Here is a 24,768-nt window from a genome sequence, read left to right as displayed (position 1 = left end):
CGCCCCTCAGAGCAGGGTCACCGGCTCGCAGTGGGCCGGCGCGCGCCCGGTGAGGGCTGGTCGCACAGTTCCCCGCGCCCCTGAGGTTGGGGGTCGTGGGCCAGTGGTGGGTCGGTTATGCGACTGCCGATCTTCGTAGCAGGGATCTGATCGGATGCCACAGTTCCGTCGCCGTGACACCGTTGTCAGGGGCCGTTCTCCATATGAGGCCGTCGGGGTGGTGAAGGACGGCCGTGATCTCGTCCGGGGTCGGCGGGGCGGCGTTGCCCCGCAGGTAGACGGCTCGCATGCCCAAGTTGCGGAGCCTGGTCAGGGCGCGGGCGCGGTTCTGGGCGAGGACCAGCACCCGGACCCCGGCGGTGCCCCCGGCAGGGGCGGGGCTGGGCAGGTTCAGTGCCACCACCACGCTGCCGTTCGGCAGCTTGCAGAACCCTCCTGCGGCCATGCGGTCATACCCCCGTACGAGTCGGTGTCAATAAGAGAGCCACAGGACGCACCTAAACACGATCGGCGGCGACCCGCCAGGGGGTCGCCGCCGATACGTCTCTGACCTGCGAAGATGCGAGTTACTTCACCGCAGGACCGACCTGGAGGGACATCGTCGAGCCGTCCTTGGCCTCCGTGACGATGTTGATCTTCGTGTTGGTGTCAGTGATCTTGACACCGCCGGTCGGGTTCGAGGCGTCGTAGTAGGTGCTCTTGTGGTCGTTGAAGACCGACACCCCGGACGACTGCCTGATCTTGGTCGCCACGTCCGCGCTGTGGAGCGTGATCCCGTCGCTCGCGTAGAGGCTGAACGGCGAGTCGTAGGCCTGGATGCGGTTGCGCATCAGCGTGCCGTTGGACCACTTCAGCGCCGTCGGGTGCGAGTCGATCGGCAGGATCAGACCGGTGCCCGGGTGGACACCGGTGTTGTTGTCCGCCTCGGAGGTGTCCCACTTCCAGATCAACAGGCCGTTCTGGTAGGGGTAGTGCTCCACCCAGTCCGGACGGGTCGTCGAGAAGCCGAAGTTGTACGGACCGGTCTTGAGGGTCTTGTCGTACGACACGTACTGGCGGTTCTCCGCGATGTAGTACTGCGCGTAGTCCTTGGTGAAGGACGCGCCGATGCGGGAGAAGCCGGACGCCGTCCACGCCGGGTCCGCCGACTCCGCGTTGTCGGAGAAGAGGGCCGAGCCGTCCGCGGTCACCGTGATCTCGTCCGCCGCGAAGCCCTTCAGGGCGACCCCGCCGTCGGTCTGGTAGCGGAACCGCAGCTGGATCTTCTGGCCCGCGTAGGCGTTCAGCGGGTACGACAGCTTGGTGTAGGCGTCGACCGAACCGGTGAGCGCCGGCTTGTCGCTGCCGTCGCGCGGGATGGCCTGGCCGTCGGCCGTGCCGTCCAGGGCGGTCCAGTTGGCACCGCCGTCGGTGGACACCTCGGCGTAGAGGTAGTCGTAGCCCGACTCGATGTCGTACCAGCCGTCCAGGCTCAGCGCCGCCGAGGACTTGCCGGTCAGGTCGACGTCACGGGTCAGCGTGTTCTTGAGGTTGTCACCGCTGCCGCTCCACCACTGGGTCGCGCCCTGGGCGGGGGCGACGACGGTGGTGGTGACCGCCTTGTCGGGCAGCGAGACCACCAGGGCCTGCTTGTCCTTGGTGTTGTACTCGGCCACGCCCAGCTTGTGCGAGGACTTCGTGCCGGCCTTGGCCACGCCGTAGTTGAGCCAGCCGAGCTGGAGCTTGTCCCAGGCGTTCATGTCGCCGGGCAGGTCACCGATCGCGTTCTTGCCGGTGCCCAGCCAGGAGCCGGAGGACATCAGGGTCCAGAAGCCGGTGGAGTTATCGCCGCCATTGGTGTCGTACTCGTCGGGCAGACCGAGGTCGTGGCCGTACTCGTGGGCGTAGACGCCGAGTCCGCCGTTCTCCGGCTGCATGGTGTAGTCGCCGACCCAGATACCGGTGTCACCGACCTGGGTGCCGCCGAGCTTGTTGCCCGCGGGACCGGTGGCGCCGGCGTCCGTGCCGAAGGCGTACCAGCGGTGCGCCCAGATGGCGTCGGTGCCCTGGGCACCGCCGCCCGCGGACTCGTCCTCACCGGCGTGCACGATCTGGAAGTGGTCGACGTAGCCGTCGGGCTCGTTGAAGTTGCCGTCGCCGTCGTAGTCGTAGCGGTCCCACTGGTCGTACTGGGCGAGGTCGGCCTTGATGGCGGCGTCGGACTCGCCTGCGGCCTTCTGGCCGGCGACCCAGGACGTCAGGCCGTCGCGGACCAGGTTCCAGACGCTGGAGCAGGTGGTGGAGCCGCAGGCGTTGTTGCCGTAACGGGCCTCGTTGTAGGGGACCTTGACCCAGTCGGTGACCTCGCCCTCGACGGAGTAGCGGCCCGAGGACTGCTTCTCGTAGTACTTCTTCAGCGACTCGGTCTTCTTGCCGGTGCCGAAGTAGAGGTCCTGGAAGTGGGCCTGGTTGTAGTCCGCCTGCCAGGCCGTGGAGTTGTCCTTGGCGCGGTCCGGCTCGGCTATCTGGTTGTGCAGCGGTCCGACCGTGCCGCCGTAGCGGGGGTCACTCTGGTCGCCGAACTCCACCAGGATGGTGAAGATCTTGTCGGTCTTCTCCCGGCCGAGTTCGACGTACTTGCTGTCGCCCTTCTTGCCCTTGAGCTGGACGACCTTGGAGCCGTCCCGTTCCTTGACCTGGGCCTTGCCGGATATGACCTGGTCGAGGGCTTCCTGCCGCTGGGCCTCCTGGGTCTTGCTCAGGGGGCCGTCGAGGTCGTGTTCGTCCTGCTTCGTCGCCGGGTCCTTCCGGTCGACGGTGGAGCTCGCCGGTTTCGTCGCGGCCTGGGCCGTCGCGAAGGTGGTGAAGCCCGCGGACGCCGTCGCGAGTGTCACCCCGATGGCGAGCGCTCTCAACGTCCAAGATCTACTGGTCACTTGAGGTCCTCCCCCGCGTCCGCGCACACGGAAGGGGGGTCCGGATTCATGGAAGGATCCGTGCGCGCACGTTCAACGCGTCGATTCAAGTGACGTCATTTGACTACTGGTTTACGAGAAAAGACAGACCTTGACTTGGACAGTTCAACTGCACTATGCGGAGAGGAAGTTCGCTTTACGGACGCCGTGGTACCGGTCGACCCCTGACGGACCTCGCTCAACCGGCGCGCATATGCCCCGGGTTGCCGTATGCCATGCGACCGTGCGCCCCCTGTGCACCGGTACCGTGGGTTAGGTCACGCTTACCGGACGTTCCGCTCGGGCATGCACGCGAATAGAGTCGAACGGTGGAACGCCAGGACGCCGGTGGAAAGCAAGGCCGGCTCCCCGTCTCACCCCCACATCTTCCGAGGACACGATTGCCATGCCTCGTCCGACCCCGGCACAGCTCGTCTACGGTTCGTGCACCGTGATCTGCTCGACGCTCGCCATGCTGCTGCTGTCACAGACGAGTTCGGGCATCGGGATCGCGGTCATCGCGCTCGCGGCGCTCGGTCTGGGACTGCTGGTCGCCATGACGGTTCCGCTCCCCCGGCCGCACGCGGTCGCACAGTCCGAGCCCGCCCCGATCGCATCACCCGAGGTGCGGGTGCCCCTGCACCGGGAGACCGTGGCCGCCACCGCGGCCGAGTCCGTCCGGGAGCACTCCGCGCCCTGACGCCGTACACCCGAGAAGCACCGGAAAGTCGGCGGGTCCGTGAGACTGACGGACCCGCCGACTGCTTGTGCGCCCCCGGTGTCAGTTCCTCGTACTCACCACGACCGTCTTCGCGGCCTTGTCGTGCAGGCCCTGCTTGTACGGCTTGTCGAAGTAGCTCCAGCCACCGCAGATGACCGTCCACACACAGGCGCAGCAGAAGGCGAACGGCAGCCACAGCACCAGGGCCCGCACCAGCGAGGTCTGGGCCGAGGGCGTGGCGCCGTCGGCCAGGTCGGCGACCCGCATGCCGAGCCACTTCTTGCCGAGGGTCCGCCCCGCCTTGGCGGTCATCAGGGTGTCGTACCCGATGAACAGGACGGCGGCGACCAGCGACTGCGCGAAGGACTTGCCGACCTCCATCTTGTCGCCGTTCACCTCGTACTCGCGCACCCCGAAGGCCCAGGTGAGCAGCCAGACCACGATGAGCACCAGGACCATGTCGATGATCCGGGCCAGGGTGCGCCGGCCGCTGTCGGCGAGCGGCGGCATCCCGGCGAGCGGATCGGCGGGATAGCCGCCGGCACCACCGCCGTAGGGGCCGCCGCCCGCGCCGCCGTAGGGGCCGCCACCGCCCGCTCCGTAGGGGCCGCCGCCGCCGGAGGAGGGCGGCGGGGGCTGAGCGCCGCCGTACGGGGTGTCGTACGGCGAGCCCGGCCCCCGGCCCCCGTCCGGCGGGCCGGACGGGGGCTGCTTCCTGAACGGGTCGTCCTCCGGCGGCTGTCCGGAGCCCGGGGGCGGTTCGGTGCTCATGGCCCGAGTGGACCGCGAAGCCGCCCCGACCGCATCCGGCGCGGGGCCGTACGGGGTAGGACGCACCGTCAGCCGGCGACGAAGGTGTGCGCCGCCTTGTCGTGCCAGCACTGGCGCCAGGGCCGGTCGAACAGGCACCAGGCCACGCCGACGATCCCGATGCCGAGCAGACCGGGCACGGTGTACACCAGCCAGCGGCGCAGCGCGGCGCCGAAGGCCGGGGGCTCGTGGCCCTCGATGTCCCGTACCTCCAGGGCGAACAGCTTCTTGCCGAGCGTGCGGCCCCACTTGGCGGTGGGCAGCACCTCGTAGAGGAGGCCGGCGAGGAGCAGGACGGCGAGCACGACGCCGAGGTACAGGCCGGTCGTGCCGTCGAGCAGCCAGACGGTCTCGGTACGGCCGGAGAGCTTGGCCGCGTCGATCTTGTCCTGCACGTGGTCGGCCGCCCGGGTGCCGAACGGAACGGCGGCCGCGGCGGTCACCACGCCGACCACCAGGTTGTCGACGAGCCGCGCGGCGAACCGCTTGCCGAGCCCGGCGGGACGGGCCGCCGCCTGCCGCCGGGCGGCCGCCTGGAAGACGTCCTCCACCGGCGGCTTCCAGGGCGCGGCCTGCTGCTCACCCGCGAGCCGGTGCACCTGCTGCGCCCAGGAGGACTGCCCCCCGCCGGGCCCGGAGGTCATCGGGGCGCCGGTCCCGGGCTGGGACCCGGCGGCCTGCGGGGGTACGGCGGGAGCAACGGCCTGGGACGCGCCCGGAGCGGGGGCCGCGGCCCGTTCCGCGGCGGCCTTCCCGGCGCCGAAGCCGGGGCGGCCGCCACCGGGAGCACCGGCCGGGCCCTGCGCGCCGAACCCGCCCGGACCCGCCGCGCCGGGGCCCGGACCGCCCGCCGGGGCCCCTGCGTTCGGGGGGTTGTCGGCGCGGACCGCGCGGAAGGTCATCGTGCCCTCGTCCACCGGCGGCCGGTCGGCCGGCGGGGTGCCCGCGGGGCCCGGCGTCGGCCTGCGGAAGATGAACGTGCCGCCGGAGTCGACGTCCCCCTGGTCCGTCGGCGGGATCGTCGCCGAGCCGTCCGTGTGGGACGACCGGCCGTCGGGCTGCGGCGGCGAACCCGCCGCAGCCCGGGGGTCGGTGCCCCAGGCACGCCCCTCGGCCGTCCAGTCGGAGGCACCCTGCTGCGGGTCCTCGTCGAAGAAGTGCGGGCCGGTCTCCTCCACCACGGGGGTAGCGGGGCGGGAACCGGGCGGCGGTGCGAGCTGCTCGCCGCCGGACGGCGCCGGACGGCTGGTGCCCGGCACCCACGCGGCGCCGTTCCAGTAGCGGACGTAGCCGGGGATGGACGGGTCCGGGTAGTAGCCCTCGCGGGGCCGTTCGTCACCGGGTGCCGGGGTTGGGGCGGTCATGTCCGTCATCCCGTATCTGCTCGGGGGTCGTGTGGGAGGCTCCACATCTATCAGACGCGCGTGCCCACCACCGCCAGTCCCGCAGGACCCGCCCCTTTCCGGGCATTCCTGTGCACCCCTCCGGCACGGTGGAAAAAAATCTCCCGGAACCCGCGTAATGCGAGCGGCTCCCGCTCCTCTCCCTCGTACGGGGCCGCCCACCGGCGCCCGCACGACCGACGGAGAGGAACGAACGTCATGCAACACACCGTGGTGGAGCGCGAACTGGAGCTGCGGCTCATCCTGTCCCCCGAGCGGAGTATCCCGGTCCCGGCACGGCTCCTCTACCGCTCCGACGACCCGTACGCCGTCCATGTCAGCTTCCACGTCACCTCGGACTCCCCGGTCCACTGGACCTTCGCCCGCGACCTTCTGGTGGAGGGGGTGTTCCGCCCGTGCGGGCACGGCGACGTGCGGGTGTGGACGACGAAGGCGGAGGGCCGCAGTGTCGTGCTGATGGCGCTGAGTTCACCCGACGGGGACGCCCTGCTGGAGGCACCGGTCCCCCAGGTGTCCGCCTGGCTGGAGCGGACGCTGCGGGTGGTGCCGCCGGGGACCGAAGGCGGGCGGCTCGGGATCGACGACGCGCTCGACCAGTTGCTCGCCCGGTGAACGCTGTGACGGATGGCGGATGACCGTTCTAGAACAGCTTGCCGGGGTTGAGGAGGCCCAGCGGGTCGAAGGCGTCCTTCACGGCCCGCTGCATCTCCACGCCCACCGGCCCGATCTCCCGGGCCAGCCACTCCTTCTTCAGGACCCCGACGCCGTGTTCGCCGGTGATGGTGCCGCCGAGCTCGAGTCCGAGGGCCATGATCTCGTCGAAGGACTCGCGGGCGCGGCGGCACTCGTCGGGGTCCCGCGCGTCGAAGCAGACCGTGGGATGCGTGTTGCCGTCGCCCGCGTGGGCGACCACCCCGATGGTCAGCCGGTGTTTCTCCGCGATGCGCTCGACCCCTTCGATCAGGTCGCCGAGCCGGGAGCGGGGCACGCACACGTCGTCGATCATCGTGGTGCCCTTGACGGCTTCCAGCGCGACCAGCGAGGTCCGCCGGGCCTGGAGGAGGAGTTCGGACTCGGCCGCGTCGTCGGCGGGGACCACCTGGGTGGCGCCCGCCTCCTCGCAGAGCGCGCCGAGCGCGGCGAGGTCGGCGGCCGGGTCCGGGGTGTCGAAGGCGGCCAGGAGCAGCGCCTCGGTCGACTCCGGCAGGCCCATGTGGGTGAGTTCGTTGACCGCTTTCACGGTCGTACGGTCCATCAGTTCGAGGAGGGACGGTATGTGCCCGCCCGCCATGATCCGGCACACCGCGTCGCAGGCGGCGGCCGCGGAGCCGAACTCGGCGGCCAGCACCAGCTGCTGCGGCGGCTTGGGCTTCAGGGCCAGCACGGCCCGTACGACGACACCGAGCGAGCCCTCGGAACCGACGAACAGCCGGGTCAGGTCGTATCCGGCGACGCCCTTGGCGGTGCGCCGGCCGGTGGACAGCAGCCGTCCGTCGGCGAGGACGACGTCCAGGCCGAGGACGTACTCGGCGGTCACCCCGTACTTCACGCAGCACAGCCCGCCCGAGGCCGTGCCGATGTTGCCGCCGATCGTGCACATCTCCCAGCTGGAGGGGTCCGGCGGGTAGGAGAGGCCGTGCTCCTCGACCGCGCGGGAGAGGGTGGCGTTGACGACGCCGGGCTCGACCACGGCGATCCGGTCGACCGGCGAGATCTCCAGGATGCGGTCCATCCTGGTCAGGGACAGCACGATGCAGCCGTCGGTGGCGTTGGCGCCGCCGGACAGGCCGGTGCGGGCGCCCTGCGGGACGACCGGGACCCGCAGCTCGGTGGCGGTGCGCAGGACGTGCTGAACCTGCTCGACCGTGCGCGGCAGTACGACGACGGCCGGGGCGCCGGCAGGGCAGAAGCTCGCCATGTCGTTGGCGTAGGAGCTGGTCACGTCGGGGTCCACGAGGACCGCGTCGGCCGGCAGACCCGCAAGGAGCCGGTCGGTGAGGTTGCCGGTGGTCTCGTCCCGGGGGGCTTCGATTCGGCTCATGATCACAGCGTCGCACCCGGGGCCATCGGTGTGAACCCCACCGGTGCCCTCCTTGGGCCGCCGGGGTGCGGTCGTCGTATTGACGCACAGTGTCCGGCATGTGCTCGCTCGATAACCGACCGTCAGGGCCCGCCGCCTCGCTGCTCACGGAGCCGCAGCCGCCGCGCCGCCGCAGGGTGCTGCGGCGGCTGCTGGTCGGCTCGCTGGCGGGCGGGGCGGCGGCGGGCGCGGTCCTGCTGCTGTGGCCGCAGCACCCGGCACCGCGCGGCGCCGCCGCGCGCCCGGCGGCCGGGTCCCGGGCCCAGGGGGCGGCCCAGGCGAAGGCACAGGCGGCGGCCCAGGCTGCGACGCAGACGGCCGTCCTCGACGGCCTGCCCGCCGCGCTGCCCGACCTCACCTCGCTCATCGGCGCGCGGGAGAGCCGGGTGCGGGCGCGGCCCAAGGACGCGCGGGCCTGGGCGGTGCTCGGAGCGGCCTACGTGGAGCGGGCGCGCCGGACCGCCGACACCGCCGACTATCCGCGGGCCGAGCGGGCGCTGCAGACCTCTCTCCGGACGGCGGCCAAGGGCAACACGGACGCGCTGGCGGCTCTGGCCGCGCTGGCGAACGCGCGCCGGGACTTCGCGACGGCCAGGCAGTTCGGCGAGGCGGCGCTGAAGGCGGCGCCCAAGCGGTGGTCGACGTATCCGGTGCTGATCGACGCCTACGACGGGCTCGGCGACTACAAGGCGGCCAGGTCCGCGCTCGACAAGCTGATGGCCCTGAAGCCCGGAGCGGCCGCGAAGCCCGCCGTGATGGCCCGGGCCTCGGCCGTGTACCGGGACCGGGGCTGGCGGGAGGACGCGGTGGCGCAGGTGACGGACGCGGCGGCGGCCGCCGGTACCCCCGCCGAGCAGGCCGCGTACCTGACCCAGGCCGGGCAGCTGGCCTTCGAGCGGGGAGAGCGCGACGACGCGCTGCGGCACTTCACGGCGGCGGTGCGCCTGGACCCCGACCAGCCCGCGGCGCGGGCCGGGCAGGGCCGGGCGCTGGCCGCGCTGGGCCGCACCCAGGAGGCGCTGACCGCGTACCAGGGGGCGCTCGGACACCGGCCGGCTCCGGACGTCACCCTGGAACTGGCCGAGCTGTACGAGTCGCTGGGGATGGGACAGCAGGCGGAGGCGCAGTACGCGCTGATGCAGACGCGGGTGCGGCGGGAGGCGGACGCCGGGGTCGACGACGAGTTGCTGGTCGGGCGGTACGAGGCGGACCACGGGGACGCCCAGGAGGGGGTGCAGCGGCTGTCGGCCGAGTGGGACCGGCAGCCGGGCATCGAGGTCGCGGACGCGCTCGGGTGGGCGCTGCACCGGGCCGGCGACGACAAGGAGGCGCTGCGCTACGCCTCGATCGCGACGGACTCGACGAAGGGCGGCGGGGTCCGCAGCGCGTCCTACGCCTTCCACCGGGGCATGATCGAACGTGATCTGGAGCTGGACGCCTCGGCCCGTCGCCATCTCCAGGACGCCCTGCGCATCAACCCGTACTTCTCCCCTTTGCAGGCCCCGGTGGCGCGGGCGACCCTGAGCACCCTGGGCGACCAGCCGCCGGACGAGGAGGCCCCGCAGTGACCGGCCGCCGGCCGTCGGCCGGTGGCCCGCCGTGGCGGCGGGCCACCGCCTCGGCGGTCCGTCGGCTCACAGGTTGCCGCGGCGCTCCTGCTCGCGCTCGATCGCCTCGAAGAGGGCCTTGAAGTTGCCCTTGCCGAAGCCCATGGAGCCGTGACGTTCGATGATCTCGAAGAAGACCGTCGGGCGGTCCTGGACCGGCTTGGTGAAGATCTGCAGCAGGTAGCCGTCCTCGTCCCGGTCGGCGAGGATCTTCAGTTCGCGCAGGGTGCCGAGGGGCACCCGGGTGTCGCCGACCCACTCACCGAGGGTGTCGTAGTAGGAGTCGGGGGTGTCGAGGAACTCGACGCCGGCCGCGCTCATGGTCCGTACCGTCTCGACGATGTCGTTGGTGTTCAGCGCGATGTGCTGGACGCCCGCCCCGCCGTAGAACTCCAGGTACTCGTCGATCTGGGACTTCTTCTTCGCGACGGCGGGCTCGTTGATCGGGAACTTGACCTTGAGGGTGCCGTCGGCGACGACCTTGGACATCAGCGCGCTGTACTCGGTGGCGATGTCGTCGCCCACGAACTCCTTCATGTTCGTGAAGCCCATGACCTTGTTGTAGAAGCCGACCCACTCGTTCATGCGGCCGAGTTCGACGTTGCCGACGCAGTGGTCGACGGCCTGGAAGGTACGGCGGGCGGGCGGCTCGACGATCGGGGACGCGGCGACGAAGCCCGGCAGGTACGGGCCGTCGTAGCCGGTCCGCTCGACCAGGGTGTGGCGGGTCTCGCCGTACGTGGCGATCGCGGCGAGGACGACGGTGCCGTGCTCGTCCTTGAGTTCGTACGGCTCGGCCAGCGGCCGGGCGCCGTGCTCGACGGCGTACGCGAACGCGGCCCGCGCGTCGGGGACCTCGATGGCCAGGTCCACGACGCCGTCGCCGTGCTCGGCGACGTGCCGGGACAGGAAGGTGCCCCACTCGGTCTCCGGCCGGACGACGGAGGTGAGGACGAACCGCGCCGAGCCGTTCTCCAGGACGTAGCTCGCGGTCTCCCGGCTGCCGTTCTCCGGTCCGGAGTAGGCGACCAGCCGCATGCCGAAGGCGCTGGAGTAGTAGTGCGCCGCCTGCTTGGCGTTGCCGACGGCGAAGACGACCGCGTCCATTCCCTTGACCGGGAAGGGGTCGTCCTGCCGGGTGGTCGTGTCGGGAGTGTGCTGTGTGGTCTGCGTCATGGTCGAAGGGTGGCCCTGGCACACAAGGTGCGCAATAGTTCCGGTTTCGAGTGGGCAATATGTTCAGCGGTACGGCCGTACCGCCGGACTTTCTGTGCAGGATGACCATCCGGAGGCGGGTATGGCGATCGATCATCTTGACGGGCGGATCCTGGTGCTGCTGGCCCAGGAGCCGCGGATCGGTGTGCTGGAGATGTCCCGCCGGCTGGGGGTGGCGCGCGGCACCGTGCAGGCGCGTCTCGACCGGCTTCAGTCGAATGGAGTGATCCAGGGATTCGGCCCGCAGGTGGACCCGGCGGCCCTCGGCTACCCGGTCACCGCGTTCGCCACGCTGCAGATCAGGCAGGGCCAAGGCCCGGACGTACGGGCCCACTTGGCGACCGTGCCGGAAGTGCTGGAACTGCTCACCACCACGGGCACCGGGGACATGCTGTGCCGGCTGGTGGCCCGCTCCAACGCCGACCTCCAGCGGGTGATCGACCGGGTCGTCGGTTTTGATGGCATTGTCCGGGCCTCCACGGCGATCGTCATGGAGAACCCCGTTCCGCTGCGGATCATCCCGCTGGTGGAACAGGCCGCGACGGACAGCGAAGGGACGACCTGACCGTCCGGACGAGGGCGGGGGCGAGGCGGAGCGGGAGGCCCCGCCGCCGCGGCAGGGGCCGCCGGCCCGCCGCGTCACCTGGCGGAAGCTGACGTTCCTGCCGGCGTTCCTGGTGGCGCTGCTGCTGGCCACCTGGCTGTGGTTCCAGCAGGCCCACCTGGACACGATCTCCGCGAACGCCCTCTCCCACGGCCAGGTCTCCACGTGCCTGTGGCAACAGGTGAAACTGACCGCGATCTCGACGTTCTTCGTGCTGATCATCGCGATCCCGCTGGGCATCCTGCTGACCCGCAGGGCCTTCCGGAAGGTCACCCCGGTGGCGATGGCCTTCGCCAACATGGGCCAGGCGACCCCGGCGATCGGCCTGCTGGCCCTGCTGGTCGTCTGGCTGGGCGTCGGCGAGAGGCCGGCCCTGATCGGCATCATCGTCTACGCGATCCTCCCGGTCCTGTCCAACACCATCGCGGGCCTGAGGGCGAACGACCCGACGCTCCTGGAGGCGGCGCGCGGCATCGGCATGTCCCCGCTGGGCGTGCTGCGGAAGGTGGAGCTGCCGCTGGCCGTCCCGCTGATCCTCGCGGGCGTGCGTACGGCCCTGGTCCTCAACGTCGGCACGGCGACGCTGGCCACCTTCGGCGGGGGTGGCGGCCTGGGCGTACTGATCACCACCGGCATCACCAACCAGCGCATGCCGGTGCTGGTCCTCGGCTCGGTCCTGACGGTGGCCCTGGCCCTGCTGGTGGACTGGCTGGCCTCACTGGCGGAGATCCTGCTCCGGCCGCGGGGTCTGGAGGTGGGCCGGTGAGAACGCCCTGTGTGCCGCTGGCGCTGCTGCTGGCCCTGCTGCCGGCCGCCGGCTGCGGTCTGATGAGCGGCTCCCCGATGGTCGACGACGTGACACCGGGCTCGATCGGAGCCGGTGAGCCCCTCAAGGGCGCCCATCTCACCGTCACCTCCAAGGAGTTCACGGAACAGCTGATCCTCGGCGCGATCATGGGCATCGCCTTCGAGGCGGCGGGCGCGCAGGTCCTCGACCGCACCGGCATCCAGGGGTCGGTCGGGGCCCGTGAGGCGGTCAAGTCCGGTGAGGCCGACGGGATGTACGAGTACACGGGCACCGCGTGGATCACCTACCTGGGCAACAGCCGTCCCATCCCCGACCCGCGGCGGCAGTGGCAGGCGGTCCACGACGCCGACCTCGCCAACGGCCTGACCTGGCTCCCGCCCTCCCGGCTCGACAACACCTACGCACTGGCCATGAACCAGGCCGCCTTCGAGAAGTACGGCACGAAGACACTGTCGGACGTGGCCGCGCTGGCGAGATCGGACCCCGGGGCGGTGACCCTGTGCGTGGAGGGCGAGTTCGCCAACCGCGCCGACGGTCTGCCCGGCATGGAGAAGGCGTACGGCATGAGCGTGCCGGCCAGGAACGTCACGCAGATGGACACCGGGATCATCTACACCCAGGTGCAGAAGGGAAGTTGCACCTACGGCGAGGTCTTCACGACCGACGGCCGCATCAGGTCCATGAACCTGGTGGTGATGCAGGACGACCGGAGGTTCTTCCCCAACTACAACGCGGCTCCCGTGATCAACACCAAGGCCCTGAAGAAGTGGCCGGCCATCGCGGCGGTCCTGGACCCGGTGACGGCGAAGCTGGACAACACGGTGGCCCAGACACTGAACGCGAAGGTGGACGTGGCCGGGGAGGACCCGCACCAGGTGGCGCTGGACTGGATGAAGGCGGAGGGATTCGTCAAGTAACGGCACGTCCACGGGGGTTCCCGAGAACCCGGTACGGAAGGCGATGCAAAAGAGTGGTTGCAAAGCATCCTTTGCATCGATACCTTTGTACGCATGACGGAGCACGAGGACCGGAGACAGCGCCGGCTGGACGCACGATCACTGCGCGGGCTCGCCCACCCGCTGCGCATGCAGCTGCTGGACGCCCTGCGGCAGCACGGCCCCGCCACCGCGTCCCAACTGGCCGAGCGGCTGGGCGAGTCCAGCGGCGCGACCAGCTACCACCTGCGCCAGCTCGCCGAGCACGGCTTCGTCGAGGACGCCCCGGAGCGCGGCAAGGGCCGGGAGCGGTGGTGGCAGGCGGTGGACCAGGGCCTCCGCTTCGACAGCGCCGACTTCGAGGACGCGAGTCCCGAGGTGCGGGGGCTGACGGAGGTGTTCCTCCAGGAGGGCGCCGCACGTCATGCCCGCGAGCTGTCCGCCTGGCTCGGCACCCGCGACCGGTGGCCGCAGGCCTGGGCCCGCTCCAGCGACATGAGCGACATGAGCCTGCGGCTCACACCGGAGCTCGCGACCGAACTGATCGGCAGGATGCACGACCTGATCGACGGCTACCGGGACCGGGCCCCCGCGGCGGACGCCCCTGACGCCGAGCACGTACGCGTCCACACGCACCTCTTCCCCATCGAGACGGACTGAGAGGCACGACATGCACACGCAGAACCAGCTCGCCCGGCACCGGATGACGCACCTGCGCACGCAGGCGGACGCGTACCGTCTGGCAGCCGCGGCCACGCCCCCGAAGCAGGAACTCCGCACCCGCCTCGGCTGGACCCTGGTGGAAGTCGGCCTGCGCCTGGCGGCGCCGACGCCCGCATAGACACCCCTTCACCCCGTCAGGGGCGCGCAGAACTGCGCGACCGGTCCACCCCTCACCCGCACGCGGAACTCAACAGCTGGGAACCTTCGTTCCCTTCTCCAACGCCACCAGGTCGGACACCGCCCCCTTGAGCGTCGCCACCGGCACCAGCCGCAACCCCTTCGGCAGCTCGGCCTTCGCATCGGCGCACTCGTCCTTCGGCACCAGAAAGACCGTCGCCCCGTCCCGCCGCGCGGCCTGCGTCTTCAGCGCGACCCCGCCCACTGCCCCCACGGTCCCGTCCGCGGTGATGGTTCCGGTACCGGCGATGTTCCTCCCGCCGGTGAGGTCGCCCCCGCTCCCGTCCCCGTCCAGCTTGTCGACGATCCCGAGCGAGAACAGCAGCCCCGCGCTCGGGCCGCCCACGTCCGCCAGCTTCAGGGTCACCTTGACCTTGTCGGCACCGAGGTTCAGGTACTTCAGCGCGGCCTGCGTGGCCGCGTCCTGCGACTGCTCCATCTGTTCGGTGTTGTGCTGCTCGATCTCCTTGACGTTGTCGCCGCTCGGATACACCGAGTCGCGCGGCATCACCGCCCGGTCCGTGCGGAACCAGTTGCCGATGACGTCGCCCAGCGACACCCGGGTCTCCGGCCCGGTCGCCTCGATCGTCGTCATCCGCAGCTGCCCCCCGGTCGTCCGGGTGGGCGCCCCGGAGATGGTGATCACCGGGGTGCCCTGGTTGTCGCCGAGCACGTTCGCCGTCATCCCGGGCTGGGCCACCGAGAACGGCAACGGCGCGAAGACGGCCGTACCGATCAGAGCCACGACGGGAACCGCACAGACGGCGACGGCCTGGAGACGCGTGAGACGTGAGAGCACGGAGTCAATCTAACGCGGCAACCCGGCAACCACTTCAGGCCATCGCTCCCCGCTCCGCACCCACCCCGCCCCGGCCCCTCAGCGCAACGCCTCCGCGACCTCCCGCGCCGCGTCCATGACCCGCGTCCCCACTCGCTCGGGCACGGCATCGGCCAGCATCACGACCCCGACGCTCCCCTCGACCCCGGTGACCCCGAGCAGGGGGGCCGCCGCACCGCTCGCGCCGGCCTCGAGTTCGCCGTGGGTCAGCGTGTACCCGGGGTCGTCCTTCGGCGAGTGCCGCGCGGAGAGGATCGCCTTCCCGGCGGCCCCCCGGTCCAGCGGGTGCCGGAACCCGGCCCGGTACGCCACGTGGTAGTCGGTCCAGGTCGGCTCCACGACCGCGACGGCGAGCGCCTCGGTCCCGTCGACCAGCGTCAGGTGTGCCGTCGCCCCGATGTCCTCCGCGAGCGACCGCAGGGCCGGCAGGGCGGCCTCCCGTACGAGCGGGTGCACCTGCCGTCCCAGCCGCAGTACCCCGAGGCCGACCCGGGCTCGCCCGCCCAGGTCACGCCGTACCAGCGCATGCTGCTCAAGCGTGGCGAGCAACCGGTACACCACGGTCCGGTTCACGCCCAGTTTGTTGGATAGCTCGGTGACGGTCAGCCCGTGGTCCGTGTCGGCCAGCAACTTGAGGACCCTGAGGCCCCGGTCGAGCGTCTGAGAGGTCTCCGCGGTCACGACGCCCACTCCTTAGGTGGTGAGGTCGGCAGCCTCCGACGCGGCGGATGCGTCGCCGAGTCCCGTCAGCGACGCGCTTCAGAGGCCGCCGATCGGCAGGACGGTCCGGCGGCTCCGGACCCAGTCGCTTCACGGCTGCGCTCCGCGGCGGCGCTGCCACGGGGCGTGTGCGTAGCCGGACAGTAGCGAAGGGGGTTCGCTGAGCGGAAGCCTCCGTCCAGAATCCGGTCACGCTCCGGTACGGAGTACTTCGGTATGTGGCGGTATATACGCCGCACACTCCGGGTGTCACCACGGTGTCGCCGGGGTGTCACCGCATCCGGGTGGCCCACTCCTGCACCTTGGCGATCCGCTGCCGCAGCTGTCCCGCCGTGGCCTCCGCGCTCGGCGGCCCCCCGCACACCCGGCGCAGCTCGGTGTGGATCACCCCGTGCGGCTTGCCGCTCTGGTGCACATACGCGCTGACCATCGTGTTCAGCTGCTTGCGCAGCTCCATCATCTCCTTGTGGGAGACGACGGGCCGCCGTTCCGCGGGCAGTTCCAGCAGGTCGGCCTCGTCGTCCGGCTTCTTGCGACTGTGCGCGATCTGCCGGGCCTGCCGCTTCTGCAACAGCAGCTGCACCTGGTCGGGCTCCAGCAGCCCCGGGATACCGAGGTAGTCCTGCTCCTCCTCGCTCCCCGGGTGCGCCTGCATGCCGAACTCGGCCCCGTCGTACAGCACCCGGTCGAAGACGGCCTCGGACTCCAGCGCCTCGAAGGCGAACTGCTCCTGCTCGCCGGTGTCCTCGTCCTGCTCCTTGTTCGCCTCCTCCATCTCCTTCTCGGACTCGGCGTACGGGTCCTCCTCGCCGTCCTTCCTCGGCTTGTCGAGGGCGTGGTCCCGCTCGACCTCCATCTCGTTGGCGAAGGTCAGCAGGTCGGGAACGGTCGGCAGGAACACGGACGCGGTCTCGCCGCGCCGCCGGGACCGCACGAAACGCCCGACGGCCTGGGCGAAGAAGAGGGGGGTCGAGATGGTGGTGGCGTAGACCCCCACCGCCAGCCGGGGCACGTCGACGCCCTCGGACACCATCCGCACCGCGACCATCCACCGGTCGTCACTGCCGCTGAAGTCGTCGATCCGCTTGGACGCGCCGGTGTCGTCGGAGAGCACCACGGTCGCCTTGGTCCCCGTGATCTCACGGATCAGCTTGGCGTAGGCACGCGCCGACTCCTGGTCCGAGGCGATGACCAGGGCCCCGGCGTCCGGAATCCCCTTGCGTACCTCCGTCAGCCGCTGGTCGGCGGCGCGCAGCACGGCCGGCATCCACTCGCCGCGCGGATCGAGCGCGGTACGCCAGGCCTGGCTGACGGCGTCCTTGGTCATCGGCTCGCCGAGCCGCGCGGCGATCTCGTCACCGGCCTTCGTCCGCCAGCGCATGCTGCCGCTGTAGGAGAGGAAGATGACCGGCCGCACGACGTGATCGGCGAGCGCGCTGCCGTACCCGTAGGTGTAGTCGGCGGCGGACCGCCGGATCCCGTCCTGCCCCTCCTCGTACGTCACGAAGGGGATGGGGTTGGTGTCGGACCGGAACGGCGTACCGGTCAGGGCCAGCCGCCGGGTCGCCGGCTCGAACGCCTCCAGGCAGGCCTCGCCCCAGGACTTCGAGTCACCGGCGTGATGGATCTCGTCGAGGATGACGAGCGTCTTGCGCTGCTCGGACCGGTTGCGGTGCAGCATCGGCCGCACCCCGACACCCGCGTACGTGACGGCGACCCCGTCGTACTCCCGGCTCAGCGGTCCCGCGCTGTACTCGGGGTCGAGCTTGATCCCTATCCGCGCCGCCGCCTCCGCCCACTGCTTCTTCAGATGCTCCGTGGGGGCGACGACCGTGATCTGCTGCACGACGTGGTGGTGCAGCAGCCAGGACGCGAGGGTCAGCGCGAACGTCGTCTTGCCGGCGCCGGGCGTGGCGACGGCGAGGAAGTCACGTGGCTGCTCCTGGACGTACTTCTCCATGGCGCCCTGCTGCCAGGCCCGCAGCTTGCTGGCGGTACCCCAGGGTGCCCGGCCAGGGAAGGCCGGCGAAAGGTGGTGGGAGGAAGCGGCGGTGGTAGTCACGGTCTCCGTAGTAGGGGGTCGGGCGGCTACGCATGCGTATGACAACCGGGCCACCCTACCGGCGGCCCGCGGCGGTCAACGCGCAGACAAGGCCGCCTCACCCCCGGGTGGGACTCACGTCACAGATCACGGAGCCGGGTCGTCACCCAGACCCCGACGAGCGCCACGGCGGCCATCGGCAGGAAGACGACCGTGAAGGCGACCGGGTGCGAACCGGCACCGGCCGTCCCCGTCATGCTGCCGCCGCCCAGGGAGGCGAAGGCCGCGCCGGCCGCGGCGAGCAGGACGGCGTTCGACAGTCCGTCGGAGATCTGCAGGGCGGCCGAGTTGGCGCCGGCCTCGTGCGGGGCGGAGAGCCGGAGCATCAGCACGCTCGACGAGGCGATCACCAGGCCCATCCCGAAACAGCCGAAGGCCCAGGCGACGGCGACGGTCCACACCGGCACGCCGTGCACGAGCACGCTGGGCGCGGCGGCGATCGCCGCGGCGACCAGCACCATCCCGAGGGTCATCAGCCGCCCCCGGTACGGCGCCACCCGAGGCCGCGCCTGGACCCAGGAGCCCAGCGCCCAGGTGACCCCGCCCGCGGCCAGGGAGAACCCGGCGAGGGTGGGCGAGAGCCCCCGCTGGGTCACCAGCATCAGCGGCACGAAGGACTCGGCGGAGACGAACGCACCGGCCGCGACCCCGCGCAGCAGGACCACCGACGGCAGCCCGCGGGCCGCGCGGCAGGTTCCGCGCGGCAGCAGCCCGAGTACGGCGGGAACCAGCAGCGCGCACCCGGCGGCCCCCGGCAGCAGGGAGACCCACCGCAGGTCCTGAGCCGCGTACTGCAGCAGCCCCGCGCCGACGGAGATACCCAGCGCGAGCCGGATCCGCCGCCGCCCGAAGGGCTCCGGCGTCCGCTCCGCGACCGGGCCGCCGGCCCGCCGCCGTATCTGGGGAAGGGCGAGCGCGACCGGGAACACCACGAGCACCGGGATACCGACGAACACCCACCGCCACCCGAGGTGCTCGGTCACCGCGCCGGCGGCCAGCGGCCCGACGACGGACGGCACCACCCAGCCGGCGGCGAAGGCGGCCATGATCGCGGGCCGCAGCCGCTCCGGGTAGGCCCGCCCCACCACCACGTAGAGCGCGACGATGACCAGCCCGCCCCCGAACCCCTGCACGGCCCGCCCCGCGATGAACACCCACATGACCTGCGCGGTCCCGGCGACGACGAGCCCCGCGGCGAAAGCCCCGATCCCCGCCGTCAGCGCCCCGAGCGGCCCTCTGCGGTCCGACCACTGCCCGGCGAGCACCATCCCGAACAGGCTCGTCGTGAAGTACCCGGAGAAGGCGAACGCGTACAGCGACACCCCGTCCAGCTCCCGGGCGGCCACGGGCATCGCCGTCCCGACCGCGGTCGCCTCGAAGGCGATCAGCAGCACCACGGACACGATCCCGACACTCAGCGCCCGGTACGACCGCCCGAGCACCCCTTCGCCATCGGCTCTGCCGGCCTTCTCGGCGTTCTCATCCGCGACAACGGCGTCGCTGGGCTCCAGGGCGGTCATATCGACCAAGGTAAGCCCCATTCCCCGCCTTGGCCCCTGTCCCGAGCCCCACCCCGCCTCGGACCTTGGTCGTAGACCCCCCGCCCCTTCATGAACGCCACATGGCAGTCCCATTGCAGCCCCGCCGATCCCCTTGAGCCCCTCCCCCACCCCCGCCTACCTTCAGATCACCGACCCGGCCGCCAAGGACACGGTCGGCGACGGCCGTGTGCCCGAGTGGTTCAGGGGCTCGCCTGCAAAGCGAGTTACGTGGGTTCGAATCCCGCCATGGCCTCCAGTGCAGTACCTCGGTGTCGGTGCCGGTGGCGCCCGGGGCGACGGCGTTGACGGTGATCCCGTGGGGGCGAGCTCCCCGGCCCAGCCTCGTGCCAGGAACTCGTCGGCGGCCTCGGCCGCGCCGTAGGACGTGCGGTCGGGCAACCCCAGGATGACCAGACTGCCGACGTTCACCACGCGGCCCCAGGACCGTTCGGGCATGCCCGGCAGGACGGCCTGGACCAGCTGGACCGCGGTGCGCACGTTCATGTCGAAGACGGCGTCCAGGTCGGAGAGAGCGACCTCCCCGAGGGGCGCGGGGCGCACCGCTCCCACGTTGTCGACCACGGCGTCGACAGGTCCCGCCGCCGGCACGTCCGCGAGGAGCCGGCCGGTGGCCGCGCGGTCGGCGAGGCCGGCTTCGTGGAACTCGCCGGGAAAGGAGCGGGGCGCGCTGCGGGCCACGCCCACGGGTGCGCGGCCTCCGCCGCCAGGTGGTCGGCGAGCGCGCGGCCGATGCCTCGGGACGCGCCCGGGATGAGCACCCGGCTGCCGGTCATGAGTTTGCTCCTTTGCTGCACTGATCTTCGCAACGCACGGTTCGCCCGTCCTGTTCCTGGACGAGGACCGGCTGCGGCACAGCGGTGTGCCGGCGCTGTCCCCCGTGCGAGCTACGCGCAGGTGTCCACCGTGCGGTGACGACTCCGGGGCGCCCGCTCCGTAGCGTTCGGGCCAGTTCCGCGGCGGTCGGTCCGCGGGTTACGAGGAGGAGTCGACATGAGGCTGGTCTGGCAGTTGTTGGCGGTGGCGGCGGTCGCCTTCGCCGGTGGGCAGGCGGTCGCCGCGGTGGCGGGGAACTGGTTCCTCACCCTGGTCCTCGGCGTGCTGACGGCCGCGGCCGCGGTGGCCGTCTACGGCTGGGTGGTACGGCGGACCGAGCACCGGCCGAGCACCGAGGTGGCGCGGGACGGCGCCCGGGCGGCGTTCGGACGCGGTGCGCTGATCGGCGTGGTGACGTTCGCGTGTGTGATGGCGAACATCGCCTTCCTCGGGGACTACTCCGTGCACGGCCTGGGGTCGGTGACGGTCGCGGTGGGGCTGATCGGATCCATGGCCGGCGCCGCGGTGACCGAGGAACTGCTGTTCCGGGGCGTGCTGTTCCGGATCCTCGAGGAGCGCACCGGCACCTGGATCGCCTTGACGTCGACCGGTGTGCTGTTCGGGATGATGCATCTGCTCAACAAGGACGCGACCCTGTGGGGCGCCCTCGCCATCGCGATCGAGGCCGGCGGCATGCTCGGCGCCGCGTACGCCGCCACCCGCACCCTGTGGCTGCCGATCGGCCTGCACTTCGGCTGGAACTTCGCCGAGTCGGCGATCTTCGGTACCGAGGTCTCCGGCAGCGGAGCGCAGCAGGGCCTGCTGGACGCCTCCACCTCGGGGGCGCAGCTGATCACCGGCGGCGAGTTCGGGCCGGAGGCGAGCGTGTACGCGGTGCTGCTCGGGGTGCTGGTGACGATCGCCTTCCTGCGGCTGGCCAAGCGGCGCGGGCACCTGGTGCCGCGCCGGCGCCGGGACACCCCGGCCGGCTCCGTCGCTACACTGCCCCGGTGATCAGTCCTCGGCAGGTGTCCGGGTGGTGGCACCGGCTCGACGTGACGGTCCGGGATCTGCCCCTCGGGCTGCTGATCCTGGCCGGTTCCTTCCTGCCGGTGCTGCACGGCAACGGGACCCAGGTCGGTGATCTGCCCACCCGTCCCTTCGACGCGGCGGCCGGCCTGGCACTGGGCCTGGAGTGCCTGCCGCTCGCCGTGCGCAGGCGGTGGCCGGCCGTCTCGCTCGCCCTGGTGTCGCTCGGCTTCGCCGTCGACCAGGTCCGCGCCTACCACTCGGTCGCCGGTGTCGCGCTCCCCCTCGCCCTGCTGAGCGCCGGCGCCCATCTGGACCGGCACCGGCGCACCGCCGCGCTGCTGTTCTCCGCGGCCTACGTGCCGTTGGCGGTCGCGCTGCACCGGCTGGGGTCGGGGGGCGAGACGGTAAGCGAGTTCGTGACGTTCTATCTCGCGCTGGTCCTGGCGTGGGGTGCCGGGGCGTGGCTGCGGGCCACCCGGGCCGCGGAGGCCGAACACCGGCTGCGGGTCGCCGAGGACACCCGCGCCGCCGAACGCACCACGATCGCCAGGGAGTTGCACGACGTGGTGACCCACCATGTGACGGCGATGGTCGTGCAGGCCGAGGCGGCGCGGTACCTCACCGCGGCGCCCGACCGGCTCGACCAGACCCTGACCGCCGTCACCGACACCGGGCGCCTCGCCATCGCGGACCTGCGCCAGTTGCTCGACCTGCTCAACCCCGACCACGGCACCGGCACCGCCGGCACCAGGACGCCGCCCGCCGGGAGGCTGGTCTCGCTGGTGGAGCAGACGCGCCGGGCCGGGCAGCCGGTGGAGTTCACCGAGGAGGGCACGCCGGCGCAGTCGGCCGGCAGCGCCGACCTGGTGGCCTACCGGGTGGTGCAGGAGGCCCTGACGAACGCCCTCAAGTACGCCCATGGCAGCCGTACTTCGGTACGCGTACGCCATGGCGGGAAGGAGATCACCGTGGAGGTAGGCACGGACGGGTCCGGCTCGGCCGCCGCGTCCCCGGGCGGGAGCGGGCGGGGCCTGGCCGGCCTGCGGGAGCGCGTGGCCGTGCTGGGCGGCGAGTTCAGCGCGGGGCACGCGGGAGACGGCGGCTTCGTCGTACGGGCCCGTATACCCGCCGGGAACCCGTCGTGACCGCGGCCCGCCGGGAACCCGCCGTCGCCGGCCCGGGCGAGGCGCCGATCCGGGTCCTGGTCTGCGACGACCAGGTGCTGATCCGCACCGGGCTGGCGACGATCATCGACGCCCAGCCCGATCTGGCGGTGGCCGGTGAGTGCGGGGACGGGCGGGCCGCGGTCGACCTCGCCGGCCGGCTGCGCCCGGACGTCGTCGTCATGGACGTCCGCATGCCGGTGCTCGACGGCATCGAGGCCACCCGGCTGCTGGCCGGGGCCGGGGTGCCGCATCCCGTGAAGGTGCTCGTGGTGACCACGTTCAACCTGGACGAGTACGTGTACGAGGCGCTGCGCGCGGGCGCGAGCGGGTTCCTGCTCAAGGACGCGCCGCCGGACCGGCTGCTGCACGGCATCCGGACCGTGGCAACCGGCGTGGCCCTGCTGGACCCCGAGGTGACCCGCCGGCTGGTGGGCCGGTACGCCGCCCGGATCCGGCCCGCCGACGGCGGCACCCCCGAGGACATCCCGCTGACCCCGCGGGAGCTGGAGGTCCTGCGGCTGATCGCGGACGGCCTCTCCAACGGCGAGATCGCCGCGACCCTGCTGATCAGCCCGGAGACCGTGAAGACCTTCGTCTCCCGCATCCTCACCAAACTCGACCTGCGCGACCGGGTCCAGGCGGTCGTCTACGCCTACCGCCGGGGGTTGGTGGTCTGACCTGGGCCCGGCCGGAGCGCCCCGCCGCTCAGAGCACCCCGCCCGCCTCGTCCTGGAAGAGTTCCGTCCAGTAGTGCCACTGGGCGTCGGTCGTGGTGGGGGTGGGGTCGATCGTCGCCAGGGTGTGGAGCATCGTCGCGGCGAGCTGGTCGTAGGCCTCCGTGGTGAGTTCGTGGTTCAGGTGTTCGTCGATGGTGCGCTCGTGGTGGAGGAGCCACAGGGTGAAGGCGAGCGTGGAGATGTCGGTGTTGAGGGGGTGGAGGGTCGCCTCGGGCTCGGAGAAGTTGAGGATCGCGCCCGTGGTCCCGTCCACGACCAGGCTGTTCTCCTCGACCAGGTGGCCGAGGCGTATGAGCCGCCCGGCGTGGGGCGGCAGGGCCTCCAGCGGGAAGTCGCCGGTGTGGACGTCGGTGAAGTACTCCCGGAGGGTGGGGAGCGGGGCGTCCGGGTCGAGGTGGAAGAGGACCGCGTCCTCCGGGAGGCCGGTCTCGCGCAGGAAGCGGCGGGTCGGCTCGTGGGTGAGCGTGGGCGGGAAGTCGACCTCCTCGAAGCGGGCCACCCGGCCCTGCCCGAACTCCTGGTCCAGGAGCCGGGCCGGCAGGTCGACGGCGAGCCCGGAGTCCGTGCCCGGGCCCGCGACCAGGCTGAGAGGGCGGATCAGCGCCGTCGCCTTCCAGTACGGTGGGACCCGGCCTGCCGTGCCCTCCTCGAAGAGCTCCAGCAGCCTGCGGGACGCCTCGGTGGCCGTCTTGGTGCCGTAGGTGCCGGCGAGAGCGGCGAAACGGCCGCGCAGGCCCGTCAGTTCCTCGGTGACCGCGGCGAACCGCAGCAGCGTCTCCAGCGAGGGCGCAAGCGGGCGCGGGTCGGCCGGGTCGACCAGGTAGGCCGTGCTGATCTCGCCGGTGCCGCCGTCGAGGAGGATCGACTCCGTGTCGAGGCCGGCCGGAGCCAGCAGTTCGCCTATCACCAGCCGGTCCCGGAGGTCCTCCGCGAGCCGGGACGGGCCGGCCGTGAGGTCCGCGACGTCGGCGAGCGTGCGCAGGCCGGCCGTGCGGAGCGGTTCGAACGTCAACAGGCCGCCGGTGTCGGGGAGTCCGGGGCCGGAGAGCCACATGCGGGTCGGTTCGTGCGTGATGTAACGGTCCAGTTCTGCCTCGGTCAGCGTGATCGCCGCCGCCCCGCTGCCGGTCGTGCTGGTCGTGCTCATCGCTGCCCCCGCGATCAAAGAGTCCAGGAAACGCAAGTGGTTCGGAGTGGTGTGCCGTCGGCCGTCCTGAGCAGGGCACGGTGTGCCGTTCGGGCTTCCCCTCCGAAACGGCCGTCCCCACTGCCCAGAACACTACGCCGCACCACTGACAACGCCCCGTGGACAAGAGACGTCAGACGGCCCTCGCCCGTTCCGTCCCGGTGACAATCGCCGCCACCGTCTGTTCCACGGTCAACGCCGAGGTGTCCAGCAACGGACCCAACGCCTCGGTGCGCAACCGTGGTTCCGCGTCCGGGCCGGCGATCGTCCACGCGGGTCCGTACCCGGTCTTCGGCCGCCCCGCCTCCCGCCCCGCCCCCCGCTTGGCCACCGCCTCGGGGCTGGGGGCGAGGACGACGACGTGCAGCGGACGGGTGCGGATCCGTTCGACGTAGGACGCCGGCTCGGGGCCCAGCAGCACGTCCTGGACGACCGCCGCGGCCCCGGGCGTGTACTCCGCCCGGCCGGAGACGATCATCCGGCGGAAGGCGTCACCACGGACGTGCGCCGCCCGCGGGAGCCTCTTGGCGAGCGCCTGCGCGACCGTCGACTTGCCCGACGCCGTGGTCCCGGTGATCACGACGACCCCGGACAGGC

The 24,768-nt window shown here is 71.8% G+C and carries 23 protein-coding genes, 1 tRNA gene and 1 pseudogene; 12 read left to right on the top strand and 13 right to left on the bottom strand.

What is annotated here, in order from left to right:
* Window positions 1–115 precede the first annotated feature (115 nt).
* Together ACZ4O3_RS28005 and ACZ4O3_RS28000 are read right to left on the bottom strand one after the other, a co-directional pair.
* Window positions 116–445: a hypothetical protein gene (locus ACZ4O3_RS28005; RefSeq protein ID WP_362713337.1), complete on the bottom strand. Its 330-nt coding sequence runs from the start codon at window positions 443–445 to the stop codon at window positions 116–118.
* Between the two features lie 121 nt (window positions 446–566).
* Window positions 567–2,915, bottom strand: a complete 2,349-nt coding sequence (locus ACZ4O3_RS28000; RefSeq protein ID WP_362713339.1) for an immune inhibitor A domain-containing protein — start codon at window positions 2,913–2,915, stop codon at window positions 567–569.
* Between the two features lie 424 nt (window positions 2,916–3,339).
* On the opposite strand from ACZ4O3_RS28000, the gene ACZ4O3_RS27995 reads away from it, so the two are divergent.
* Window positions 3,340–3,633 carry a hypothetical protein gene (locus ACZ4O3_RS27995; protein WP_362713341.1) on the top strand — a complete coding sequence of 98 codons (294 nt, stop codon included), beginning with the start codon at window positions 3,340–3,342 and terminating at the stop codon, window positions 3,631–3,633.
* 81 nt (window positions 3,634–3,714) lie between these two features.
* Here ACZ4O3_RS27995 and ACZ4O3_RS27990 read toward each other — a convergent pair whose 3' ends face one another.
* Both ACZ4O3_RS27990 and ACZ4O3_RS27985 read right to left on the bottom strand, forming a co-directional pair.
* Window positions 3,715–4,425, bottom strand: a complete 711-nt coding sequence (locus tag ACZ4O3_RS27990) for an RDD family protein (RefSeq protein WP_467724837.1) — start codon at window positions 4,423–4,425, stop codon at window positions 3,715–3,717.
* 68 nt (window positions 4,426–4,493) lie between these two features.
* The gene (locus ACZ4O3_RS27985) at window positions 4,494–5,828 is read right to left on the bottom strand and encodes an RDD family protein (RefSeq protein WP_467724835.1); all 1,335 of its coding nucleotides are present in this window, start codon (window positions 5,826–5,828) and stop codon (window positions 4,494–4,496) included.
* A gap of 237 nt (window positions 5,829–6,065) precedes the next feature.
* Here ACZ4O3_RS27985 and ACZ4O3_RS27980 point away from each other — a divergent pair, with 237 nt between their 5' ends.
* Window positions 6,066–6,479, top strand: a complete 414-nt coding sequence (locus ACZ4O3_RS27980; protein WP_362730765.1) for an SsgA family sporulation/cell division regulator — start codon at window positions 6,066–6,068, stop codon at window positions 6,477–6,479.
* A 28-nt stretch (window positions 6,480–6,507) separates the two neighbouring features.
* On the opposite strand, the gene ACZ4O3_RS27975 is transcribed toward ACZ4O3_RS27980, so the two are convergent.
* Complete coding sequence (locus ACZ4O3_RS27975) at window positions 6,508–7,914, bottom strand: FAD-binding oxidoreductase (RefSeq protein WP_362730762.1); 1,407 nt, start codon at window positions 7,912–7,914, stop codon at window positions 6,508–6,510.
* Between the two features lie 92 nt (window positions 7,915–8,006).
* Here ACZ4O3_RS27975 and ACZ4O3_RS27970 point away from each other — a divergent pair, with 92 nt between their 5' ends.
* The gene (locus ACZ4O3_RS27970; RefSeq protein WP_467724833.1) at window positions 8,007–9,515 is read left to right on the top strand and encodes a tetratricopeptide repeat protein; all 1,509 of its coding nucleotides are present in this window, start codon (window positions 8,007–8,009) and stop codon (window positions 9,513–9,515) included.
* A 66-nt stretch (window positions 9,516–9,581) separates the two neighbouring features.
* Here the strand turns inward: ACZ4O3_RS27970 and hppD are convergent, their stop codons facing one another.
* On the bottom strand, window positions 9,582–10,730 hold the full coding sequence (gene hppD, locus ACZ4O3_RS27965) for a 4-hydroxyphenylpyruvate dioxygenase (RefSeq protein ID WP_467724831.1): 1,149 nt from the start codon (window positions 10,728–10,730) through the stop codon (window positions 9,582–9,584).
* A 121-nt stretch (window positions 10,731–10,851) separates the two neighbouring features.
* On the opposite strand from hppD, the gene ACZ4O3_RS27960 reads away from it, so the two are divergent.
* The 5 genes from ACZ4O3_RS27960 to ACZ4O3_RS27940 all read left to right on the top strand — a co-directional run bounded on the left by ACZ4O3_RS27960 (window position 10,852) and on the right by ACZ4O3_RS27940 (window position 13,957).
* Window positions 10,852–11,334 (top strand): Lrp/AsnC family transcriptional regulator, encoded by a 483-nt coding sequence (locus ACZ4O3_RS27960; RefSeq protein ID WP_362719693.1) that lies wholly within the window; start codon window positions 10,852–10,854, stop codon window positions 11,332–11,334.
* Window positions 11,228–12,139, top strand: a complete 912-nt coding sequence (locus ACZ4O3_RS27955; protein WP_467724830.1) for an ABC transporter permease — start codon at window positions 11,228–11,230, stop codon at window positions 12,137–12,139. The genes ACZ4O3_RS27960 and ACZ4O3_RS27955 overlap by 107 nt, the downstream gene beginning before the upstream one ends.
* A gap of 62 nt (window positions 12,140–12,201) precedes the next feature.
* Entirely contained in the window at window positions 12,202–13,098 is an 897-nt protein-coding gene (locus ACZ4O3_RS27950) for a glycine betaine ABC transporter substrate-binding protein (protein WP_384988828.1), read from the top strand.
* Window positions 13,099–13,191: 93 nt separating this feature from the next.
* Entirely contained in the window at window positions 13,192–13,776 is a 585-nt protein-coding gene (locus tag ACZ4O3_RS27945; protein WP_362719696.1) for an ArsR/SmtB family transcription factor, read from the top strand.
* Between the two features lie 10 nt (window positions 13,777–13,786).
* Window positions 13,787–13,957: a hypothetical protein gene (locus ACZ4O3_RS27940; protein WP_362719698.1), complete on the top strand. Its 171-nt coding sequence runs from the start codon at window positions 13,787–13,789 to the stop codon at window positions 13,955–13,957.
* Window positions 13,958–14,026: 69 nt separating this feature from the next.
* Here ACZ4O3_RS27940 and ACZ4O3_RS27935 read toward each other — a convergent pair whose 3' ends face one another.
* The 4 genes from ACZ4O3_RS27935 to ACZ4O3_RS27920 all read right to left on the bottom strand — a co-directional run bounded on the left by ACZ4O3_RS27935 (window position 14,027) and on the right by ACZ4O3_RS27920 (window position 19,195).
* A complete protein-coding gene (locus ACZ4O3_RS27935; RefSeq protein WP_362719701.1) occupies window positions 14,027–14,815 on the bottom strand; it encodes a S16 family serine protease in 789 nt (262 codons plus the stop codon).
* A 78-nt stretch (window positions 14,816–14,893) separates the two neighbouring features.
* Entirely contained in the window at window positions 14,894–15,535 is a 642-nt protein-coding gene (locus ACZ4O3_RS27930; RefSeq protein WP_362719705.1) for an IclR family transcriptional regulator, read from the bottom strand.
* Window positions 15,536–15,845: 310 nt separating this feature from the next.
* Window positions 15,846–17,636: a DEAD/DEAH box helicase gene (locus tag ACZ4O3_RS27925; RefSeq protein WP_362719708.1), complete on the bottom strand. Its 1,791-nt coding sequence runs from the start codon at window positions 17,634–17,636 to the stop codon at window positions 15,846–15,848.
* Window positions 17,637–17,755: 119 nt separating this feature from the next.
* Complete coding sequence (locus ACZ4O3_RS27920; protein ID WP_467724827.1) at window positions 17,756–19,195, bottom strand: MFS transporter; 1,440 nt, start codon at window positions 19,193–19,195, stop codon at window positions 17,756–17,758.
* A 202-nt stretch (window positions 19,196–19,397) separates the two neighbouring features.
* Here ACZ4O3_RS27920 and ACZ4O3_RS27915 point away from each other — a divergent pair.
* Window positions 19,398–19,472: transfer RNA gene (locus ACZ4O3_RS27915), tRNA-Cys, on the top strand.
* Window positions 19,473–19,540: 68 nt separating this feature from the next.
* On the opposite strand, the pseudogene ACZ4O3_RS27910 reads toward ACZ4O3_RS27915, so the two are convergent.
* Window positions 19,541–19,915, bottom strand: a pseudogene (locus ACZ4O3_RS27910) (SDR family NAD(P)-dependent oxidoreductase); the annotation flags it as partial.
* 312 nt (window positions 19,916–20,227) lie between these two features.
* Here ACZ4O3_RS27910 and ACZ4O3_RS27905 point away from each other — a divergent pair.
* The 3 genes from ACZ4O3_RS27905 to ACZ4O3_RS27895 are packed head-to-tail and all read left to right on the top strand — an operon-like array spanning window position 20,228 to window position 22,925.
* Window positions 20,228–21,064, top strand: coding sequence for a lysostaphin resistance A-like protein (locus tag ACZ4O3_RS27905; RefSeq protein ID WP_467724825.1), 837 nt, complete (start codon window positions 20,228–20,230; stop codon window positions 21,062–21,064).
* Complete coding sequence (locus tag ACZ4O3_RS27900; RefSeq protein ID WP_467724823.1) at window positions 21,061–22,227, top strand: sensor histidine kinase; 1,167 nt, start codon at window positions 21,061–21,063, stop codon at window positions 22,225–22,227. Before ACZ4O3_RS27905 ends, ACZ4O3_RS27900 begins: the two co-directional genes overlap by 4 nt.
* Window positions 22,224–22,925, top strand: a complete 702-nt coding sequence (locus tag ACZ4O3_RS27895; protein ID WP_384988762.1) for a response regulator — start codon at window positions 22,224–22,226, stop codon at window positions 22,923–22,925. The genes ACZ4O3_RS27900 and ACZ4O3_RS27895 overlap by 4 nt, the downstream gene beginning before the upstream one ends.
* Window positions 22,926–22,953: 28 nt before the next feature.
* Here the strand turns inward: ACZ4O3_RS27895 and ACZ4O3_RS27890 are convergent, their stop codons facing one another.
* Window positions 22,954–24,132 carry an SUKH-4 family immunity protein gene (locus tag ACZ4O3_RS27890; RefSeq protein ID WP_467724821.1) on the bottom strand — a complete coding sequence of 393 codons (1,179 nt, stop codon included), beginning with the start codon at window positions 24,130–24,132 and terminating at the stop codon, window positions 22,954–22,956.
* 172 nt (window positions 24,133–24,304) lie between these two features.
* Window positions 24,305–24,766: an AAA family ATPase gene (locus tag ACZ4O3_RS27885; protein ID WP_467724942.1), complete on the bottom strand. Its 462-nt coding sequence runs from the start codon at window positions 24,764–24,766 to the stop codon at window positions 24,305–24,307.
* Window positions 24,767–24,768: the final 2 nt, after the last annotated feature.

The sequence above is a fragment of the Streptomyces sp. NPDC026515 genome (assembly GCF_055567595.1).
This window is presented reverse-complemented; position numbering and strand designations above follow the sequence as displayed.

Excerpts from the sequence above, each read along its gene's own strand:
- ACZ4O3_RS28005 (WP_362713337.1), bottom strand. The coding sequence starts at position 445 with ATGGCCGCAGGAGGGTTCTGCAAGCTGCCGAACGGCAGCGTGGTGGTG.
- ACZ4O3_RS27995 (WP_362713341.1), top strand. The coding sequence starts at position 3,340 with ATGCCTCGTCCGACCCCGGCACAGCTCGTCTACGGTTCGTGCACCGTG.
- ACZ4O3_RS27990 (WP_467724837.1), bottom strand. The coding sequence starts at position 4,425 with ATGAGCACCGAACCGCCCCCGGGCTCCGGACAGCCGCCGGAGGACGAC.
- ACZ4O3_RS27985 (WP_467724835.1), bottom strand. The coding sequence starts at position 5,828 with ATGACCGCCCCAACCCCGGCACCCGGTGACGAACGGCCCCGCGAGGGC.
- ACZ4O3_RS27980 (WP_362730765.1), top strand. The coding sequence starts at position 6,066 with ATGCAACACACCGTGGTGGAGCGCGAACTGGAGCTGCGGCTCATCCTG.
- ACZ4O3_RS27970 (WP_467724833.1), top strand. The coding sequence starts at position 8,007 with ATGTGCTCGCTCGATAACCGACCGTCAGGGCCCGCCGCCTCGCTGCTC.
- hppD (WP_467724831.1), bottom strand. The coding sequence starts at position 10,730 with ATGACGCAGACCACACAGCACACTCCCGACACGACCACCCGGCAGGAC.
- ACZ4O3_RS27960 (WP_362719693.1), top strand. The coding sequence starts at position 10,852 with ATGGCGATCGATCATCTTGACGGGCGGATCCTGGTGCTGCTGGCCCAG.
- ACZ4O3_RS27955 (WP_467724830.1), top strand. The coding sequence starts at position 11,228 with ATGGCATTGTCCGGGCCTCCACGGCGATCGTCATGGAGAACCCCGTTC.
- ACZ4O3_RS27950 (WP_384988828.1), top strand. The coding sequence starts at position 12,202 with ATGAGCGGCTCCCCGATGGTCGACGACGTGACACCGGGCTCGATCGGA.
- ACZ4O3_RS27945 (WP_362719696.1), top strand. The coding sequence starts at position 13,192 with ATGACGGAGCACGAGGACCGGAGACAGCGCCGGCTGGACGCACGATCA.
- ACZ4O3_RS27940 (WP_362719698.1), top strand. The coding sequence starts at position 13,787 with ATGCACACGCAGAACCAGCTCGCCCGGCACCGGATGACGCACCTGCGC.
- ACZ4O3_RS27920 (WP_467724827.1), bottom strand. The coding sequence starts at position 19,195 with ATGACCGCCCTGGAGCCCAGCGACGCCGTTGTCGCGGATGAGAACGCC.
- ACZ4O3_RS27905 (WP_467724825.1), top strand. The coding sequence starts at position 20,228 with ATGAGGCTGGTCTGGCAGTTGTTGGCGGTGGCGGCGGTCGCCTTCGCC.
- ACZ4O3_RS27890 (WP_467724821.1), bottom strand. The coding sequence starts at position 24,132 with ATGAGCACGACCAGCACGACCGGCAGCGGGGCGGCGGCGATCACGCTG.